The following is a 19,115-nucleotide window of genomic DNA, read 5'->3' as shown; positions in this document are numbered from 1 at the left end:
GACCGTTTCTATACGATTATTCTTTCCTTTATCCCAGGATTAGGGCATTTCCAACTTGGTTTGATTAATCGCGGGTTGACTTTTCTAATTGGATTTTTTGGATTAGGAACGATGGTAGTGTTTATTTCAGTATTTACAAACCAAGGAGCATTCATGGTGTTTCTCGGAATACTCCCAATTATTTGGGTATATAACATGTTTGATGCGGTGCAGCTTGTCGGTAAAAAACAGCGTGGGGAAGAATTGGTCGATAAGACAATTTTAGAGGATTTTGAGGAGACCAGACGAGAGCAAGGGCGGAAAAGCAAAACGCTAGCAACGGTTTTAGCGATATTCCCAGGTGCTGGGCACTTGTATCTTGGGTTGCAAAAACGAGGTATTCAGCTGATGGCTGCCTTTTTATTCGCAATTTATATTTTGGATGTGCTTCGCCTGTCATTATTCCTGTTTTTAATCCCAATCATTTGGTTTTATAGCTTCTTCGATGCCCTTCAGAAGGTGTCAAAGCATGGGGAAGAAGAGCTAGAGGATGTTCCCGTTGTTTCCTATATTGTAAACCACCAAAAATGGGTAGGGTTTGGGTTAATTGCATTAGGACTTTACTATTTGCTTGTAAATGTTGTATTACCAACAGTTGGTCCAGTGGTTGCAAGAATGTTTCACTTTGATATTCAACATTTCTACTATACGTACTTCCAAGGCACAATCATCTGTATTCTACTAATCGGTGGTGGGTTGAAACTGATGGCAGGAAGTAAAAAACGAAAGGAGAATGCGTAATGAGAAAATGGCGTGTTGGTTCTGTGTCAATGGGATTATCCTTGATTTTACTTGGTGTTCTCCTTTTTGTATCACAAATAAAGGGGATACAAATGATGGAGCCACTGCTTGTATGGTGGCCGATCATTTTAATTGTATTAGGGATAGAGATTGTTGTTTATCTATTCTTATCAAAACAAGAAAATCCAATCGTAAAATACGACTTATTAAGTATTATTTTTGTCGGGATTATCGGAACCATTGGAATCGGATTTACGCTCTTGTCATCTGTTGGGCTTGTTGCTGAGGTTCAAGGTGTGATTGGAGCGGAACATCGTACAATGGATTTGCCAGCTGTGGAGGAAAAATTTTCAAATGACATCAAACGAGTGGTCCTAGAAACGAATGGAGTCACGAGTAAAGTTGAAGGCTCCGATGCAAATGAATTACATGTGTTTGGTGTGTATCGTGCAACGGTTCATCCGAAAGGAGATCCTGTTATTTCAGAAGCAAAGGATTATGTTTTTACGAAGGTTGTTGGGGATACAATGTATGTGACATTGAAGGAAGCAGCTGACCAAGCAGGACCATTTTCTACATATACGACAATCGAGCCAACGATAATTGTGCCGAGTTCGATTCAATTAGAGGTTCGTGGCCAGCATAATCATGTTTTACTCTATCCTGGGTCCCTTGAAAATAACTGGGTAGTAGACGGGGCATCTAATGTATCGGTTCATGTAAATGAAAAAAGTAATATTATGCTGTCTGCGGTTTCTACAAATGAGCTAGAAAACGGAAATATGGCATGGGATAACATTGATACAAATGAACGAGGAGGTATTGATGAAGTCTACGGGGAAAGCACCAGGGAAAAATTGTACAAGGGTACAAAAAAGCTAGGGGAAGGTACCTATAAGCTGTCCATTTTTAATAGTGACCTTGTGACTGTGAATTTAGTGGAAAAAATGTAAAAACAATTAAAAATGCGCGCTTTGGTTTTTGACCAAGCGCATTTTTCAATACAAGGTTTTAGGCAAGATGGGCAACCTAATAGTGTTTTTTGAATATAAATGAAGTACGTAGTTTTTGTGAAAAAATGGATTTTTTTGCAAGTATCTAAATTGATTAAATCAAATGGATAAGCTATGATGGAACATAGACGATTGATTATCTTATTTTAGGATGATGAAAATGAAAAGGGCTCGTATTATATATAACCCAACCTCTGGAAGAGAGTTATTTAAACGAAATTTGCCTGAGGTATTGGAGAGATTAGAAAGAGCAGGTTTTGAAACCTCATGCCATGCTACAACTGGAGCGGGAGACGCAACAAAAGCTGCTCGAATCGCTGTTGAAAGAAAGTATGACCTTGTTATCGCTGCAGGTGGCGATGGAACGATCAATGAGGTTGTAAACGGTCTGGCGGAGCAGGAATATCGCCCAACACTCGGAATTATCCCGGTCGGAACTACCAATGACTTTGCACGCGCAATTGGGGTGCCTCGAAATATAGATGGTGCATGTGATGTGATTATCGAAGGAAATTCTGTTCCAATTGATATAGGTCGAATAAATGACAGATATTTTATCAATATTGCCGGTGGAGGAAGGTTAACTGAGTTAACCTATGAAGTACCAAGTAAGCTAAAGACGATGCTTGGGCAGCTTGCGTATTATTTAAAAGGGATGGAGATGCTACCATCTATTCGTCCAACCGAGGTGAGCATTGAATATGATGGAAAGCTGTTTGAGGGCGAAATCATGTTATTCCTCGTGTCGTTAACGAATTCTGTCGGAGGCTTTGAAAAGCTCGCACCCGATTCCTCTCTGAATGACGGCTTGTTCGATTTGTTAATTTTAAAAAAGGTGAATTTAGCTGATTTTATCAGGGTGGCGACGCTTGCGATACGCGGAGAGCATATCAATGATTCACATGTAATTTACACAAAGGCCAATCGCGTTAAGGTTAACCCAACTGAAAAAATGCAAATTAACCTTGATGGAGAATATGGAGGCTTGCTGCCAGGTGAGTTTGTGAACTTATATAAGCATATTAATGTGTTGGTATCAAAGGAAAAAGCAGAGAAGATGGATTAAATCGGGAGAATCTGGCGTTGGCCAGATTTTTTTGTTTGGTTTCTGTGTGGGCTACGGTAATCGTACCAATTTACAGTTTAGGAGAGTAAAGGGTAACGCAAATGCTAGAATCGTAGCCAATCTACAGTTAGGGAGAGTAAAAGTGTCACGTATGTTCTACATCGACATTGGCACAGCACACCCCCAATATGTTACAATCAGTTCAGCATTTTGAACGCAAAGGACGAAAACACAATGACAAAACGGAAACCTCCAGTTGAAAAAAATACATACTATGATGTCATATTCGAGGATCTTACCCATGATGGAGACGGTGTGGCAAAAATCGAGGGCTTTCCTATTTTTGTACCAAACGGTCTGCCTGACGAGAAAGCGAAAATAAAAATTACTAAGGTCCAAAAAAGCTACGGCTATGGACGGCTGATTGAGCTCTATGAAAAAAGCGAATTTCGAGTGGATGCCCCTTGTCCGATATATAAAGAATGTGGGGGCTGTCAGCTCCAGCATCTTAGCTACGAAGGCCAGCTGGTAGCAAAACAAAAACAGGTCCAGGAAGTGTTGACTCGAATCGGTAAGCTTCAAAATATCAAGGTACATCCTGTTCTTGGAATGGAGAACCCGTGGCGCTATCGGAATAAGGCGCAGGTACCAGTAGCGGACCGTGAAGGTGGTCTTGTGGCAGGATTTTACCAGCAGCGAAGCCATGAAATCATTGATATGGAAGCCTGCCTCATTCAGCAGGAAAAGAACGATTTGGTTGTGCAAACAGTAAAATCAATCTGTGAGAATTATGGGATTCAAGCGTATGATGAAAAAAGCAACAAGGGTACCCTTCGCCATATCATGGCACGCTATGGCCTGGTCTCAGGTGAAATAATGGTCGTTCTCATTACGAGAACAAAGGAGCTCCCACATAAAAATAAAATTATTTCGGATATAATTAACCAATTACCTGGTGTTAAATCCATCGTACAAAATATAAACCCTAAACAAACGAATGTCATTTTTGGAAATGAAACAAATGTCCTTTGGGGTGAAGAATATATATACGATAATATTGGTGATATTCGCTTCGCAATCTCAGCAAGATCCTTTTATCAGGTAAATCCTGAACAAACAAAAGTACTCTATGATAAGGCGTTGGAATATGCAGAATTGACGGGAGAAGAAACCGTCATCGATGCGTATTGTGGGATAGGGACAATCTCGCTATTCCTCGCGCAAAGAGCAAAAACAGTGTACGGTGTTGAAATTGTCCCCGAAGCAATTGAGGATGCAAAGCGTAACGCAGCCCTAAATAATATCCATAATGCAGAGTTTGCAGTTGGAGAGGCTGAGGTCGTGATCCCAAATTGGTATAAGCACGGAGTTAAAGCCGATGTAATTGTTGTTGATCCTCCACGTAAGGGATGCGATGAGGCGCTATTACATACCATTATAAAAATGAAGCCGAAGAAAGTTGTATATGTATCCTGTAATCCGGCAACACTTGCCAGGGACCTAAGAATATTAGAAGATGGTGGCTACGAAACAGCTGAAGTACAACCGGTGGATATGTTCCCGCACACGGTTCACTGTGAAGCAGTCGCGAAATTAGTATTAAAACCATAGAACGATCCGGAGGTGTGACAGAATGGCGAACTTAAAATTAAAATCTAAAATTCTAGAAATAGTAGATAATCAAATCGAAATAAATGATCCAAAGAGTACGAAAGAAACCTTAGAACGCTTAATAGGAATGGGTTTCTCAGAAATAGAATCAAAAGAAATGATAGGCAGGGTACTTGTTGAAGAAATGTACGATTTATTAAAGAACCAAGTGCCATTTAATGAAAAGCGATATACTGAAAAGTTATCTATACTTCCAGAACCTTCTGATCGATAAGTGTGCACTGGATTTAGTAAGGCCTGTATCGTTGGAGATGCAGGCCTTTACTCTACTTTATGGATTTCATATTATTTTTGGAGAAAAAGAAATAGTTGAAGATTTATTGTTGTTGGTGGCTTAGTTTGTGAAGTTTTTTATCATGTTGGACGACCTTCGTGTGTAAGAATTGAACAGTTTCCTTGGTTTCATTTAAATCTTCTTGTACCCCATCTAGTCTTACGGTTAACCGATCTAATTTTTTATTAATATTGGCAAATCCTTCGTCCATCTTCTTTTCCAACTTCTCGAATTTGTCATCCATCTTCTCGAATTTCTCATCCATCTTCTTAGAAAATAGATTAAATGCATTTAGAATTTCTTTTAACATCGTTTCATTTTCCATCTTTTTTCACCTCCATCCTATCTAGTATAAATTACTATAAGGTAATTTGGAAGGAGCTATATAATACTAAAAAACAATCTGTACTAATTTGCCATTTTCGCGAAAACCCATTTTCAAACAAACGTTTGTTCAATGGTTTTTCTTTGTTATATCAAGGGTTTGCAAATTCAACCAAACGTTTGATTGAACGAATTTAGTGATGCTGAGTATGGTCCAACGTCTGCTGTACCAGTCTATATTATTGATAAAAATTGGTCATTTTTTTTATGTAAAATGAACTTTTTGTCGGTACAATTACTCTTATAGGGGAAGAGAGGTGAGGCGATGACAGATGTTCGGTTGGTGAAGAAGGCAAAAAGGGGAAATAAAGAGGCGTTGCTTCAATTAATTATGGCCCAAAAGGATGCGTACTATAGACTCGCCTTCACATATATGGAGAACCCACATGATGCAATGGATTCAATGGAGGAAATGATTGTTATTTTATATGAAAAAATTCATCAATTAAAAAATGAGGAAGCTTTTTATAGCTGGAGTAAAACAGTATTGGTGAACTGTTGTAAAACATCGCTTCGTAAGCAAAAAAGAGTAGTATTGGTAGAAGAATGGGAACCAACCTATGAGACTGTAAATGACCAAACTTTAATAAATGACCCTTATAAAAATAGTGAATATCAGATGGACATTAATGCCTCGTTAAGGATATTAAATAAATATCAAAAAGAGGCTGTACAATTAAAATATTTTCATGACTATGACTATGAGACGATAGCTAGGCTAACTAATGTTTCGGTTGGGACTGTAAAATCAAGGGTTTTTCAAGGCTTGAAAAAGTTAAGAGAATATTATGGTGGTGAGTTAGATGAGTAATGTTGAGGAACGATTATCGGATGAAAAAAAGCGTTTGAATTCCATTACGGCACCTGAAGAATTAGAAGATAGATTAAGAGATGCACTCAACAAAACACCCATTCGGAAAAAACGTGTTATGCCTAATTGGTTAATAGCCGCTGTGGCGTTACTTTTTATTTCACTCATTAGCTATAATTATAATGCGTTTGCCTTTTATGGAAAGAAATTACTAGGCTTTGACGAAGTGATTACCGGCACATTAAAAGATTTGAATGATGAAGGAATGGGCCAAGTCATTGGAAAAAAGGCTATGCTAACGGATGGTACAGATTTAATTATCGATGGAATTATGACTGATGAAAATCAACTTATTCTGTATTATACCTTATCAAATCCAGCTGGTATTTCTGAGGAATCCACGGACCCCCTGACTTTTGCAAAAATTACAGGATTTTTAACAGATTCCAACCGGGGAGGAGGAACATACATTTTCAGTGACAATCAAACGGAAATTAAGGGCATGCTGACCTTTGATCCGGTTAGTTCGTTTGCAAAAAAATTAACATTACATTATCAGCAAACTCATAAAAATAACCAAATGATCGAGGGCACAATGACTTTTCCATATGATCCAAACCAAGCTATGCAAACAGAGATAAAGCAATCAATCAAGAAGACACTAAAGGTAGATAAGGGGAAAATCAATTTTAAGACAATTACTGCAACACCTACATCGACAGTAGTAAGAGGAACGTTAAATGTTGAGAACTTTAGTCGCCTACCACTTGGTTTAGATGGTATCGAATTAGTTGCAAATGGAACGTCCGTGCCAGTACTAGGCAGTGGTGTAAGTACTACTTTAAATGGAACAAAATTTGATATTCAGTATGATACATTACCTAAGCAGTTAAAAACTTTACAATTAATTATGAAAGATTTTGTAGGATATCAACAGCTTGAGGAAAAGATATCTCTTGAAGATGTAAGTGACAAACCTATTCATCTAGCGCACAATAAGCATATTTGGATTAAGGACGTTTCAATTACCGAAAAGGGGGTTGAGATAACGATTACCACTGAGAATAGTGTGTTGCTTGATGAGGTGTCCATTGAGGTGCAAAATGAGATTATTTCGTTAAAAACAACGATTAACCATAAAGAACCAAAAGACGAAATGAAAGAGCGTACATTATTATTTGAAACAAATAATAAACCGGAGTTCCTCATAATTAAGGGTATGCACTATGTAAAAGAATACAATCAAACAATTGATTTAAAAGTTAACTAAAAAATGATATTTACCATTCCTGGTCTAGATTCCGATTAATTTATCGAAAAAAATGGTTGAAAAAACGAATCTAAATATTTTTTAAAATCAATCTGTACTAATCGACCATTTTCCAGAAAACCCATTTTCAAACAAACGTTTGTTCAATGGGTTTTCTTTGTAATATCAAGTGTTTGCAAATTCAATCAAACGTTTGTTTAAATCAATTAGGTTGATTCAAGTGTGGTGAAAAGTGCGCTGTACTAGTCCGTAAGATTCGTGAAAAGCTTGCTTAAACTATGGTAATGTCCTAGTATTAGGCATTTGAATCTGTTTTCATTGAAGATTAGGATGGTTTTCATTATTAGATGCATACTTATGATAAGGTTTAAACGTAATGCATCAAAATGAGGTCTTTTGGAATTTTGAGTTAAGACTCACTCCATGTCTTTGATCGAGTAATCAGCAAAAGTAAAATTAACGGAGGTTTTACGGTTAAATGTAGAATGGAGCTTGTTTCAGGGAAAATAAGGGGAAAGATTTTCCGACTATTCATAGCAAAATCACCCAATTTCGAACTTTTCCAGTCAATAGGCGGAATCTCTCCGTCTATTTCAGCCTCTATTAAAAAGAATTACTAATTAAGCGGAATTTTTTCCGTCTAATTATCAGCTCGGGTGCTTAAACTTAAACTGATCCCCCAACCGATAGGTGTGAACCCTTTTGATCCTAGATGCAGAAATCTGCACCTTTTTATCGATCAACTTATTAAGAACAATAAAGTTGGTGCTTAAAAAGGTAGCACATGACAGAAGTTCTGACTCTCATTTTTAATTGTACAATACTTATTGCCCATCTTAATAAAGATAGCCATTGCTATCAAAGTTAATAGAATTTGGTTGAAACCTTGATAAATAAAGAAAAGAACGTATGCCAATTCATACGTCAATTCTTGTGTATTTTAACAACAAAGCACCCGAAATCGGAGCCCTTTACGATAATGCCTCAGCTTTCTTTGTCGTTTTAAGGAGCTTATCCGCTATTTGGAGCATTAACCGAATCCCTTTTTGACCATATCCAAATTGGTTAAGGGTGCCGATGAAATAAGCTTCGGTTGCAGGATGGTAGAACATAAATGAGCCTGTGGAACCGGCATTTCCCCAGGAGTTGTATTTGGCTGGCATTAACACTGGAACCGTTTTAATAATCATTAATCCATAACCATAGTCAATTCCTAAAAAGAACTTGCCCCAGTTGTTTTTCATTGTTTCAATAGTTTCTTTCTGTAAAAGCTGACCATTGACTAATGCTTTCATGAACTTTAACAAGTCACTAGTAGTTGATACGATACCGCCGCCAGCATACAAAATGCTCAGGCTCTCTTTTTTCGTCATGTCAGTATTACGGATATAAAACTTCGCTACTTCGTATGGACTCTTTTCTAATGGTTCAGTGCGGGAAAAATGGGAGTGATTCATCTCTAAGGGTTCAAAAATATTCTTTCTAAGCATTTCATGGAAGGACAACCCTGTGATATTTTCAATAATGAGTCCTAATAGATGATATCCCGTATCGGAATAATGGAACCCTTCTCCAGGAGGGAAATGATTTTTCATATTCTCTTTCGTCCATTTGATTACTTCAAGCGGAGTCCATGTTCGATTTGGTTCATCAACGAGCAGGTCAGGTATGGACTTTCCCTTTAATGGCTTATCCTCTACGAAATCATTTAAGCCTGAAGTATTATTTAACAAATGCTTGATTTTAATTTCGTTTGTATAATCCTTCTCCTTGTAAATATGCAGATTATTTAGCAGATCTGAGTCTAAGTACCGTGAAATTTTGTCCTCATATGAACAGAAGCCCTGTTCGACTAATTGTCCAAACAGTACAGATGTAAAAAGTTTGCTAATACTTGCGATATAAAACGGCTGCTCAGCATGGATAGCTTCATCACCTGCAGTCAAATTGAAATCAATCCCGTGCTTCTCCGAATATACCCGTAAATACGCATTTTGAACTTTTAAGTCTTTCTCTGCTTTTTTCTTAAAAAATTGCTCAATTTCCATTTGTACCTTATCCATTTCCTCATCTCCCATTTTTTCCTTTATTCTTTTTCCTTTTTACGCAAATGCGCAGCAGTTATGACATCCTTACCAGCACTTTCTAACATTTGAATCATCATTTCTTCATCAAATTGCTCTGGGAGCATACCATTCACAGCCATGACGGAAAGACCAAATTGAAAAATTTGCATTTTAAACAAAATTTCCCCTAGTTCATCATCCGAAAAGCTGCTTAATGAAGATGATTGCTTCATATTTTCAAGAATATTCGTTCTTGAGGGCTGAACATGATTCAAGTAACGATTGCTGTTCAAAATGAGGTCATTAAAAAGGACGCTGTATTCTTTGGCAAACTTTAGGCTAGCAATACCTATATTTAGAAAAGGGTCGGAACTGTATTGTGTCTTTAGCATTTGCTGAGCAATATTGTGGAGCTTTAGTAAAACATCCTGTTTTAATTCCTCTACATCTGTAAAATTCACATAGATGGGTGCAATGGAGCTTCCTAATTTATCAGCAATTTTTCGAACTGTAACATTGTCAATACCTTCTGTCTTTGCAATGTCAAAGGCCGCGCCAATGATCGCTTCCTTTGTAAATTTTGTTCTTGGTGGCATGAAAATTACTCCTAAAATTTTTATATAACATATGTTATGTATCATATGTTATACAATATTCCATCATTTGTAAATAGTTTTTTCTCCAATTATTGGATACGGGATAACTCATGTTGAAATATGCGTTGTACTGGTTTAGTAAAAAAGAGGAGTTACTAAATTTGTTTCAAAGTAGAATTATCGAAATAGTTGAAAAATCTGTATAAATTATCAATTTGTTTCATACCTTGTAATGGACATACATATTGGGGGGAGTTGGATTGATATCATTTCGTCATGTTAACAAGCACTTCGGAAATTTCCATGTTTTAAAGGATATTAGCCTGGAAGTAGAGCAAGGGGAAGTAGTTGTTGTTATTGGACCATCCGGTTCAGGTAAAAGTACCATGCTACGCTGTATAAATCGTCTAGAGATGATTACAGATGGTGAACTAGAGGTCAACGGCATTAAAGTGAATGATAAAAAAACGAATATTAATGAATTGCGTCGAAATATTGGAATGGTGTTTCAGCATTTTAATCTTTATCCTCATAAAACAGTCTTACAAAACATTACATTGGCACCTATGCAAGTACTTGGTGAAGACAAGAAAAAGGCAGAGGAAACAGCCATGTATTATTTGGAGAAGGTAGGTATACCGGAAAAGGCAAATTCTTATCCATCACAATTATCAGGTGGACAGCAACAAAGGGTGGCAATTGCAAGAGGACTTGCGATGAAGCCAAACGTAATGCTTTTTGATGAACCTACCTCAGCACTAGACCCTGAAATGATTGGGGAAGTGCTAGATGTTATGAAATCTTTAGCTAATGATGGCATGACAATGGTGGTAGTAACCCATGAAATGGGGTTTGCTCGAGAAGTAGCAAATCGGGTCGTTTTTATGGACGAAGGAAAAATTGTAGAGGAAGGAAAGCCTGCAGAGTTTTTTGCTCGTCCTCAGGCAGAGCGGGCACAGGATTTTTTACGAAGGGTATTAAATCATTAAAATATATAGGGGGATAATCATATGAAAAATGTAAAGAAAATTCTGTTTTTAGGCGTTGTATTTACATTAATTGCAGCTTTACTAGCAGCGTGTGGAACAAGCAAATCTTCAGGTGATGAAAGTACGAGCACATTAGAAAAAATTAAAGACAGGGATAAATTCGTTGTAGGTGTTAAATACGATACGAATTTATTTGGTTATAAGGATCCAGCAAGTGGTGAGGTGACAGGGTTTGATGTTGATATTGCAAAGGCACTTGCAAAAGAAATTTTAGGTGATGAAAATAAGGTCGAGTTGGTAGAAATTACTTCGAAAACGCGTATTCCAAAACTCCAAAATGGAGATATTGATGCAATCATCGCAACAATGACAATTACAGAGGAGCGCAAAAAGGAAGTAAATTTCTCAGATGTTTATTTTGATGCTGGTCAATCGTTACTTGTGAAAAAAGGAAGCGACATCCAAAGTGTTGAAGATCTAGGGAAGGGTTCGAAGGTACTAGTAGTAAAAGGGGCAACATCTGGTCCTAATGTTAAAGAAGCAGCACCAGACATTGAATTGCTAGAATTTGAAAACTATGCAGAAGCATTCACGGCATTAAAAGCTGGTAAAGGTGACGCACTTACAACAGATAACTCCATTCTATATGGAATGGCTGCACAAGATGACAACTATGAAGTGGTGGGTGGAACATTTACAGAAGAACCATATGGTATTGCCATCATCAAGGGGGATGAGGAATTCACTGACTATGTAAATGAATTCCTAAAGAAAATAAAAGATAGTGGCGAATACGATACCATTAAATCTAAATGGATAAAAGAATAATGAAAGTAGGGATGAGTAAACTTTACTCATCCCTCTTGAATCATAACATGTCAAACACAAAGGATGGTGAAAATGCTAGACTTCTCTATATTAACAACTAATTTTGATGTATTTATGCAAGGTTTTTTTAATACGATAAAGATTAGTGTTATCGGACTAATGGGTAGCTTTGTATTAGGAGTAATTGTTGCTGTGATGAGGATAGCACCGTTCAAAATCTTAAACTTTTTTGGCGCATGCTTTGTTGAGTTCATTCGAAACATTCCGCTCATTATCATCATATTTTTCTTTTACTTTGGATTAAGTAAATACTTAGATTTAAGTGGTTTTGTTGCGGGAACGATTGGACTTTCAATCTATACCGCTTCCTTTATTGCTGAAGCGGTTAGAGCTGGAATTCAATCTGTTGATAAAGGTCAGATGGAGGCAGCTCGTTCCTCAGGGCTTACCTATCTTCAGACGATGAGATTGATTATTTTACCTCAGGCTGTAAAAATTGTGATTCCACCAATCGGCAATCAATTTATTAACCTTGTAAAAAACACATCGATTTTGACTGTAGTTGCCGGTGGAGAATTAATGTATTACGGTGATATTATTGCTCAAAAAAACTTTCAAATTTTCGATACGTATATATTTGTTGGAATGTTTTTTTTAGTACTAACCATCCCATTAAGCTTATTTGTCAATCATCTTGAACGAAGATTGGCAAGGAGCTACTAAAAGGGGGGATAGACAATGGATTTTATAGGAGCATACTCTGCACATAATATCAAATATTTAATGGAAGGTTTTCTAGTTACGTTAGAGGTTGCTATTATTGCGATTGTTTTAAGCTTTATTATAGGTAGTGTACTCGGAATATTAAGGTACGCAAAAATAGTGATCTTTTCAAAAATTGTTGCTGTTATTATTGAGGCATTACGTAATTTGCCATTAATATTAATTATCTTTATCACTTATTTTGGACTTCCGCAAATAGGAATTAAAATGAGTGTTATGACAGCTGCCATAGTCGGACTAACTGTGTTTGAATCTGCGATGATTTCAGAAATTGTCAGAAGTGGATTAAATTCCATTAATAAGGGACAAATTGAGGCTGCACGGTCTTCTGGCCTAAACTATGTGCAAACAATGTGGCATATTATTCTTCCCCAAGCATTAAAAAGAATGATCCCACCATTAGTTAGTCAATTTATTGCCCTACTAAAAGATACTTCACTCGCAGTCATTATTGCATTACCGGAATTATTACATAATGCCCAAGGTATATATGCTGGTCCAAATGGTGATAGCTATATCATTCCGATATATATTTTAGTAGCACTTATGTATTTTGTGGTCAATTACGCATTATCGCTTCTTTCAAGGGCGTTAGAAAAACGTCTTGACACAGATCAGAGAAAAGGAAATTCGCGCAGAAAGCAACTAAATAACAAAGAAGCTGTTTCAGGAGGCATATCCTAATAGTGTGAAGGGGCCAGTATCCATTGGATACTGGCTCTTTTATTTTTGACGAATTTTTTTTCATATTTCGGACAAAATTAAGTCATTAAGTACGGGCATTATAGTATCAAAGGAGGTTAATTATCATGGAAACAGGTTATAAAGGTACAAATAAAATGATTATTGGCATTGTGTTCGGAGTTATTACATTCTGGCTGTTTGCACAAGCAATGGTGAATGTAGTACCTGCCGTACAAAAAGATTTAGGAATTTCACTTGGGACCCTGAATATTGCCATAAGCTTATCGGCTTTATTCTCAGGAATGTTTATCGTTGCTGCCGGTGGTCTTGCAGATAAAATAGGGCGTAAAAAGATTGCCAATATTGGATTTGTTTTAAGTATTATTGGTTCACTTTGTCTAGTCATAACTCAAGGAGCTGCATTGCTCATTATTGGACGTGTAATTATTGGTATTTCAGCTGCATGTATTATGCCTTCAACCATTGCATTAATGAAGGAATATTTCGAGGGTGCAGAACGCCAACGAGCATTAAGTTTTTGGTCGATCGGTTCATGGGGAGGCTCAGGAGTTGCTTCATTTGCCGGTGGTGCAATTGCCACATCATTAGGATGGAGATGGATTTTCATCTTTTCAATAATCTTTGCAATCGCTGGTATGTTTTTATTGAAAGATACACCAGAAAGTAAACAACCATCCTCAGGTCGTTTTAAATTTGATTACACAGGATTAGCTATTTTTATCGTTACAATGATTGCTTTGAATATATTTATTACATATGGATCAGAATTAGGATGGGCAAGCTGGATTTCAATTGGTCTTATAGCTGTAACAATTATCGGTCTATTAGTATTTATTAAAGTAGAGAAGAGTAAAGATGTCGTTCTTATTGACTTTGCCGTATTTAAAAATGCACCATATACGGGTGCCACCGTTTCTAACTTTTTACTGAATGCCATTGCAGGTACATTAGTTGTAGCGAATACGTATGTACAGGTTGGGCGAGGTTTTAGCTCATTCCAATCAGGAATGTTGTCACTAGGTTATTTAGTAACTGTACTCGCAATGATTCGTGTCGGTGAAAAAATTCTACAAAAAGTTGGCGCAAAAAAGCCAATGATTTGGGGCGCTGCCATTACGACGATTGGAGTAGGGATAATGGGCTTAACATTCTTACCGGGCCTTACTTATACAATTGTTGTGTTCGTTGGATTTGCATTATTTGGTCTTGGACTAGGTATTTATGCAACTCCATCAACAGATACATCTGTTTCCAATGCACCCGCTGGTAAAGTTGGCGAAGCGGCTGGTGTTTATAAAATGGCAAGTTCACTAGGTAGTGCATTCGGGGTTGCAATTTCAACAGCAGCCTACGCGGCAATAGCAGCGACTGGCAATCTTGAATGGGCGGCATCAGTGGGGATCATTGTCAATGTAATCTTCGGTATTTTATCGATTTTATCGATTATGTTCATGGTTCCAAAAGATGCAGGCAAAACAGACAAAGCAGTCGAACCGAATCGTACATCTAAACTAACAACTAAAGAGCCTGTGATAGAATAACTTTATAGCTGAGGACATCCATGATTTTGGTGTTTTCATACATAGAAAAGGAGTACTGCATGATGAGAGATCAATTAATGGAAATGTTAGAATCGCGTAAGGATGAAATCATTGAAATTCGCAGACATTTACATGAAAACCCAGAGCTTTCATTTAAAGAAGAAAAAACCGCTCAATACATTCTTGATTTTTATGAAGGTAAAGATGTAGAGATTCAATCTAATGTTGGAAATGGCTATGGAATAGTCGTAACGATAAAAGGTGGAAAGTCTGGTAAAAACATTGGACTGCGTGCGGATTTTGATGCACTTCCCATTGTTGAAGAAGCGGATGTGGAATTTAAATCAAAAAATGAAGGTGTCATGCATGCATGTGGTCATGATGGTCATACAGCATACTTGTTAGTACTAGCAGATTGCCTAATTCAATTAAAAGACGAAATTCCGGGCACGATAAAAATTATTCACCAACATGCAGAAGAAGTTCCGCCAGGCGGGGCAAAAAGTATTGTAGAATCTGGGATTCTTGATGATTTAGATAATGTTTTCGGAATCCATCTACTACCACTAGGTCCGGCAGGACTGGTAGGGTACCATGCAGGGTATTCTTTCAACGGTAGAGCCTATATGAAATTAAAAATTCAAGGTAGAGGCGGACATGGTTCATCACCTCATCTGGCGAATGATGCCATTGTGGCTGGAGCTCATTTTGTTACAGCTGTTCAAACAGTTATTAGCCGTCGTTTAAGCCCTTTTGAAAACGGTGTGATTACGATTGGTTCATTCGATGGAAAAGGAACGTTTAATGTCATCAAGGATAGCGTAGAGCTTGAAGGAGATATTCGCTATATGTCTGATGAAACAAGGGAAAAGATTGAACATGAAGTTAAACGGGTTGTAAAAGGTATCGAAGAGGAATTTGGAGTAACATGTGAACTCACATACGAAAATGATTATCCTCCACTATATAATGACCCTGAAATAACTGAAAAAGTTGCAGAGTATTTAATGAATGCCAACGACAATGACATTAAAGAAGTGAAGGAATTCCCAGCAATGGCACCATCTGAAGATTTTGCTTACTATGCAAAAAAATTCCCTTCTTGCTTCTTTTACATTGCATGTACGCCAAAGGGAGAAAAGGACCCGTATTTCAATCATCATCCAAAATTTGATATCGATGAGGATGCACTCCTTGTCGCCGCAAAAGCAGTGGGACATGTTGTTTGTGGATATTATGAGTTAAATTAAGGAGGATGAAGCAGGTCATTCTCTCTATGTTCATTTATCTGTACTAATCGGCCATTTTTCGAAAAACTCATTTTCAAACAAACGTTTGTTTAATGGGTTTTTTCAATTTTATCAACGGTTTTCAAATTCAATCAAGCGTTTGTTTAAATAAAATGAGCAGTGTCGAGTGGGATAAAAATGGAGCTGTACTAGTCCTAAAATCCTGATGAAGTGCCGATTCCAAGTCAACTCATTCTCTTTTTGAAAATCTTGTTCTATAATGAGTATGGGGTGAAGAAATGGCACGTGAGCGTAAATTTACAACTGAGGAACTTTATCAAACAACTGAGGAGCTGCTTCTCGTGTATCACTATGAAGGGTTCCAGTTTAGTTTGGTTGCAGATCAATTACAAGTTTCCCGTGGGACAATCTATAAATATTTTGAAAACAAGGAAGAATTGATTACGGAGTATATGCTTTTTAAAATGGCACAATTTCTTGATGAATTAAAGGAAATCAACTTAATAGAAGGGTTTCATGCCCAATTTGACTTTCTTTTGAATCTCATGTTTAAGAATCCAGAGCTTCATCAATTAATCGAAATTGGAAAACGTGTTCCGGTCCATATAAATGCAAAAGTGAAAGAAAATATAGCGAAACTTGAAAGCTACCATCTTGAGATGTACCAACACATGCAGGGATTTATTCATGCGGGAAAGAATGAAAATTTACTAAACACAAACATACCGGAACCTCTAATTTTGGGATACATTTTTCAATCAATCGCGCTTCCAAATCACTTTGGCATTCCACATGATGTGTGGGTCGGGTCGATTAAGAAAATGATTTGTCATGGAATCTTTATAAATTCCTAATTGACACAGGTGTCACTTATGAAAGATAATTATCGTGACAACAGTGTCAATTTTTTTTGATTCAAAGTGACGGACATGTCACTTTGAAAAACCACACTTGGGGGTTGGGAAATTTATGAAACAGATGCTACAAACCATTACAGATAAAGTCACCACGAAAAAAGGAATGTGGATTACATTAGCGACCTGGTTGATCATTACGATTGTATTAGCCGTTTTTGCGCCGAATGCAAAGGATTATGAGGTTTCAAGGATTGATTCTCTACCAGAGGATGCAAAATCTGTACTTGCAAAAAATAAGGTAGATGAGTATTTCAAGGATAGCGATGGAACGCCAGGAATTTTAGTTTTTCAAGCGAAAGAAGGTCAATTGGAATACGCAGACCTTGTTAATGTATTCAATCATATCGAGGAAGCAAAGATTCCGGGGGTGGAGCAGGTTGTTCCATTAGCATCGTTACCTCCACAGGCTGCTGCTGGATTTTTCTCAGAAGACCAAACAACAGCTTTGCTTCCAATGGTCTTTGATGCGTCACTTGAAACGAAGGAAATCAGGGATTCAAAGGATAGAATCCTTGAAGTTGTTGAGGAAAATACAGATTTAACTCTGTATGTGACAGGTCCTGCGGGGATTGCGACGGATTCGCTTGATTTATTCTCAAGGGCAGACCTTGTTTTAATATTTTCAACAGTGGGCTTAATTTTGATTTTGTTAATTGTAATTTATCGTTCACCACTACTAGCAATAATACCGTTGTTAGCTGCGGTTTTTGTGTATGAAGTTGTCATGCAAATGCTCGGTATATTAGGGAAGGCCGGATTACAATTAAGTAACCAAACCATTTCAATCGCGTCGATTTTATTATTTGCGGCAGTGATTGACTATTCATTATTTGTTTTCTCCCGTTTTCGTGAAGAGCTCAAGGGATATGACAGTAAATATGATGCCATGAGAGTAGCCATGAAAGAGGTAGGGATGCCGGTCTTTTTCTCAGGTGGTACTGTTTTGGCAGCAATGCTAGTACTATTCTTTGCGGATCTTGGAGATTATAGTAATTTTGCGCCAACCTTTGCTACTACAATGGTTGTAATTATGCTTGCTTCAGTTACATTAGTACCGGCTTTATTTACACTATTCGGAAGAAAATCCTTCTGGCCAAAGGTTCCGAAGGTTGGGGATGAAAAAGTAAAAAACAATTCGCTTTGGAGCAAAATTGGTAGAATGGTTGTCAAAAAGCCTGGTCTATCCGTTGTGATAATGGCCATCTTCCTGCTAATCTCCGCAGCGAACATGTTCAATCTCAAATATGAATTTGATACAATGAAGTCTTTTCCAGAGGACATGCCATCAAGGCAAGGCTATGAATTGATTGAGGAGAAATTTGCGAAGGGTGATCTTGCACCATCAACGGTCTTGTATGAAGGAAAAGAGGCTGTAACGAAGGAAGAACTGGATGCATTACAAAATGAGCTATTAGAGCAGGAGCTTGTGAGTGATGTAAGAATTAATGGGACTGCAGATGAAAATAAGGTATTAAACTTTAGCTTAACATTTGAAGAAGGACCATATGATGTCAAAACCATGGATACAATGGAGAAGTTGATTAATAACTCTGACACGATCTTAGCAAATGCTGGTTTAGATGGACAACTTTACTTTGCCGGTGAAACAGCGACAAAAGTGGACGATCGTTCAACAAATAATCGTGATGTCATTTTGATTGTCATACTTGAAACGATTTTAATTTTCGGTATGTTAATCGTCCTTACCAAGTCAATTAAAATGCCAATTTATATGATGGGAACTATATTGGTTTCTTTCCTCGCGGCGTTAGGATTAGGAATGTTCCTAACAAACCTATTCTTTGATATCGATACGATAAGCAATCGCGTCCCATTGTATGCATTCGTGTTCCTTGTTGCACTTGGCATCGATTATAATATTATGCTTATTTCCAGATACCAGGAAGAGAGAAGAAGCCATTCTGTTAAGGAAGCCGTACAAATCGCTGTATCCAAAACAGGTGGAGTTATCTCGTCAGCAGGTATCATCTTGGCTGCAACCTTTGCTGTTCTGATGACACAGCCCGTCCAATTATTATTTGTCTTTGGCTTTATAGTAGCTGTCGGGATTCTGTTAGATACCTTCCTGATTCGTGGAGTGTTATTACCGGGTTTAATTGTGTTATTAGAAAAGGATAAAGAGGTAAGTAAACAAAGGTAAGTATAAGAAG

The 19,115-nt window shown here is 37.4% G+C and carries 17 protein-coding genes and 1 pseudogene (1 of these 18 running past the window's edge); 15 read left to right on the top strand and 3 right to left on the bottom strand.

Annotated features, from left to right (window positions below; all coding sequences use genetic code 11):
• From V7147_RS10765 to V7147_RS10745, 5 genes and pseudogenes are all read left to right on the top strand, one after another.
• Positions 1 to 780: pseudogene (locus V7147_RS10765) on the top strand (hypothetical protein); it begins 280 nt to the left of the window's first position.
• Positions 780 to 1,733: a hypothetical protein gene (locus V7147_RS10760; RefSeq protein ID WP_335367856.1), complete on the top strand. Its 954-nt coding sequence runs from the start codon at positions 780 to 782 to the stop codon at positions 1,731 to 1,733. Before V7147_RS10765 ends, V7147_RS10760 begins: the two are co-directional and overlap by 1 nt.
• A gap of 220 nt (positions 1,734 to 1,953) precedes the next feature.
• Positions 1,954 to 2,859 (top strand): diacylglycerol kinase, encoded by a 906-nt coding sequence (locus V7147_RS10755; RefSeq protein WP_335367855.1) that lies wholly within the window; start codon positions 1,954 to 1,956, stop codon positions 2,857 to 2,859.
• Between the two features lie 234 nt (positions 2,860 to 3,093).
• Entirely contained in the window at positions 3,094 to 4,470 is a 1,377-nt protein-coding gene (rlmD, locus tag V7147_RS10750) for a 23S rRNA (uracil(1939)-C(5))-methyltransferase RlmD (RefSeq protein WP_335367854.1), read from the top strand.
• Between the two features lie 22 nt (positions 4,471 to 4,492).
• On the top strand, positions 4,493 to 4,744 hold the full coding sequence (locus V7147_RS10745) for a hypothetical protein (RefSeq protein WP_335367853.1): 252 nt from the start codon (positions 4,493 to 4,495) through the stop codon (positions 4,742 to 4,744).
• A 103-nt stretch (positions 4,745 to 4,847) separates the two neighbouring features.
• Here the strand turns inward: V7147_RS10745 and V7147_RS10740 are convergent, their stop codons facing one another.
• Positions 4,848 to 5,129, bottom strand: a complete 282-nt coding sequence (locus V7147_RS10740; protein ID WP_335367852.1) for a hypothetical protein — start codon at positions 5,127 to 5,129, stop codon at positions 4,848 to 4,850.
• A gap of 324 nt (positions 5,130 to 5,453) precedes the next feature.
• Here V7147_RS10740 and V7147_RS10735 point away from each other — a divergent pair, with 324 nt between their 5' ends.
• Together V7147_RS10735 and V7147_RS10730 are read left to right on the top strand one after the other, a co-directional pair.
• The gene (locus V7147_RS10735; RefSeq protein WP_335367851.1) at positions 5,454 to 5,999 is read left to right on the top strand and encodes a sigma-70 family RNA polymerase sigma factor; all 546 of its coding nucleotides are present in this window, start codon (positions 5,454 to 5,456) and stop codon (positions 5,997 to 5,999) included.
• Positions 5,992 to 7,269 carry a DUF4179 domain-containing protein gene (locus V7147_RS10730; protein ID WP_335367850.1) on the top strand — a complete coding sequence of 426 codons (1,278 nt, stop codon included), beginning with the start codon at positions 5,992 to 5,994 and terminating at the stop codon, positions 7,267 to 7,269. Before V7147_RS10735 ends, V7147_RS10730 begins: the two co-directional genes overlap by 8 nt.
• 971 nt (positions 7,270 to 8,240) lie before the next feature.
• Here V7147_RS10730 and V7147_RS10725 read toward each other — a convergent pair.
• Both V7147_RS10725 and V7147_RS10720 read right to left on the bottom strand, forming a co-directional pair.
• Entirely contained in the window at positions 8,241 to 9,332 is a 1,092-nt protein-coding gene (locus V7147_RS10725; protein ID WP_335367849.1) for a serine hydrolase domain-containing protein, read from the bottom strand.
• 23 nt (positions 9,333 to 9,355) lie between these two features.
• Positions 9,356 to 9,931 carry a TetR/AcrR family transcriptional regulator gene (locus tag V7147_RS10720; RefSeq protein WP_335367848.1) on the bottom strand — a complete coding sequence of 192 codons (576 nt, stop codon included), beginning with the start codon at positions 9,929 to 9,931 and terminating at the stop codon, positions 9,356 to 9,358.
• A gap of 260 nt (positions 9,932 to 10,191) precedes the next feature.
• Here V7147_RS10720 and V7147_RS10715 point away from each other — a divergent pair, with 260 nt between their 5' ends.
• From V7147_RS10715 to V7147_RS10680, 8 genes are all read left to right on the top strand, one after another.
• A complete protein-coding gene (locus V7147_RS10715; protein ID WP_335367847.1) occupies positions 10,192 to 10,920 on the top strand; it encodes an amino acid ABC transporter ATP-binding protein in 729 nt (242 codons plus the stop codon).
• A gap of 21 nt (positions 10,921 to 10,941) precedes the next feature.
• Positions 10,942 to 11,748 carry a transporter substrate-binding domain-containing protein gene (locus V7147_RS10710; RefSeq protein ID WP_335367846.1) on the top strand — a complete coding sequence of 269 codons (807 nt, stop codon included), beginning with the start codon at positions 10,942 to 10,944 and terminating at the stop codon, positions 11,746 to 11,748.
• 72 nt (positions 11,749 to 11,820) lie between these two features.
• A complete protein-coding gene (locus V7147_RS10705; RefSeq protein ID WP_335367845.1) occupies positions 11,821 to 12,471 on the top strand; it encodes an amino acid ABC transporter permease in 651 nt (216 codons plus the stop codon).
• A 15-nt stretch (positions 12,472 to 12,486) separates the two neighbouring features.
• Positions 12,487 to 13,215 (top strand): amino acid ABC transporter permease, encoded by a 729-nt coding sequence (locus V7147_RS10700; protein WP_335367844.1) that lies wholly within the window; start codon positions 12,487 to 12,489, stop codon positions 13,213 to 13,215.
• A gap of 122 nt (positions 13,216 to 13,337) precedes the next feature.
• Positions 13,338 to 14,777, top strand: coding sequence for an MFS transporter (locus V7147_RS10695; protein ID WP_335367888.1), 1,440 nt, complete (start codon positions 13,338 to 13,340; stop codon positions 14,775 to 14,777).
• 62 nt (positions 14,778 to 14,839) lie between these two features.
• The gene (locus V7147_RS10690; RefSeq protein ID WP_335367843.1) at positions 14,840 to 16,027 is read left to right on the top strand and encodes an amidohydrolase; all 1,188 of its coding nucleotides are present in this window, start codon (positions 14,840 to 14,842) and stop codon (positions 16,025 to 16,027) included.
• Positions 16,028 to 16,305: 278 nt separating this feature from the next.
• Positions 16,306 to 16,881, top strand: coding sequence for a TetR/AcrR family transcriptional regulator (locus V7147_RS10685; RefSeq protein ID WP_335367842.1), 576 nt, complete (start codon positions 16,306 to 16,308; stop codon positions 16,879 to 16,881).
• 115 nt (positions 16,882 to 16,996) lie between these two features.
• Entirely contained in the window at positions 16,997 to 19,105 is a 2,109-nt protein-coding gene (locus V7147_RS10680) for an MMPL family transporter (RefSeq protein WP_335367841.1), read from the top strand.
• The last annotated feature ends 10 nt before the right edge of the window (positions 19,106 to 19,115 follow it).

The organism is Bacillus sp. JJ1521 (assembly GCF_036965165.1).
Classification (GTDB): Bacteria; Bacillota; Bacilli; order Bacillales; family Bacillaceae_L; genus Ferdinandcohnia.
This window is presented reverse-complemented; position numbering and strand designations above follow the sequence as displayed.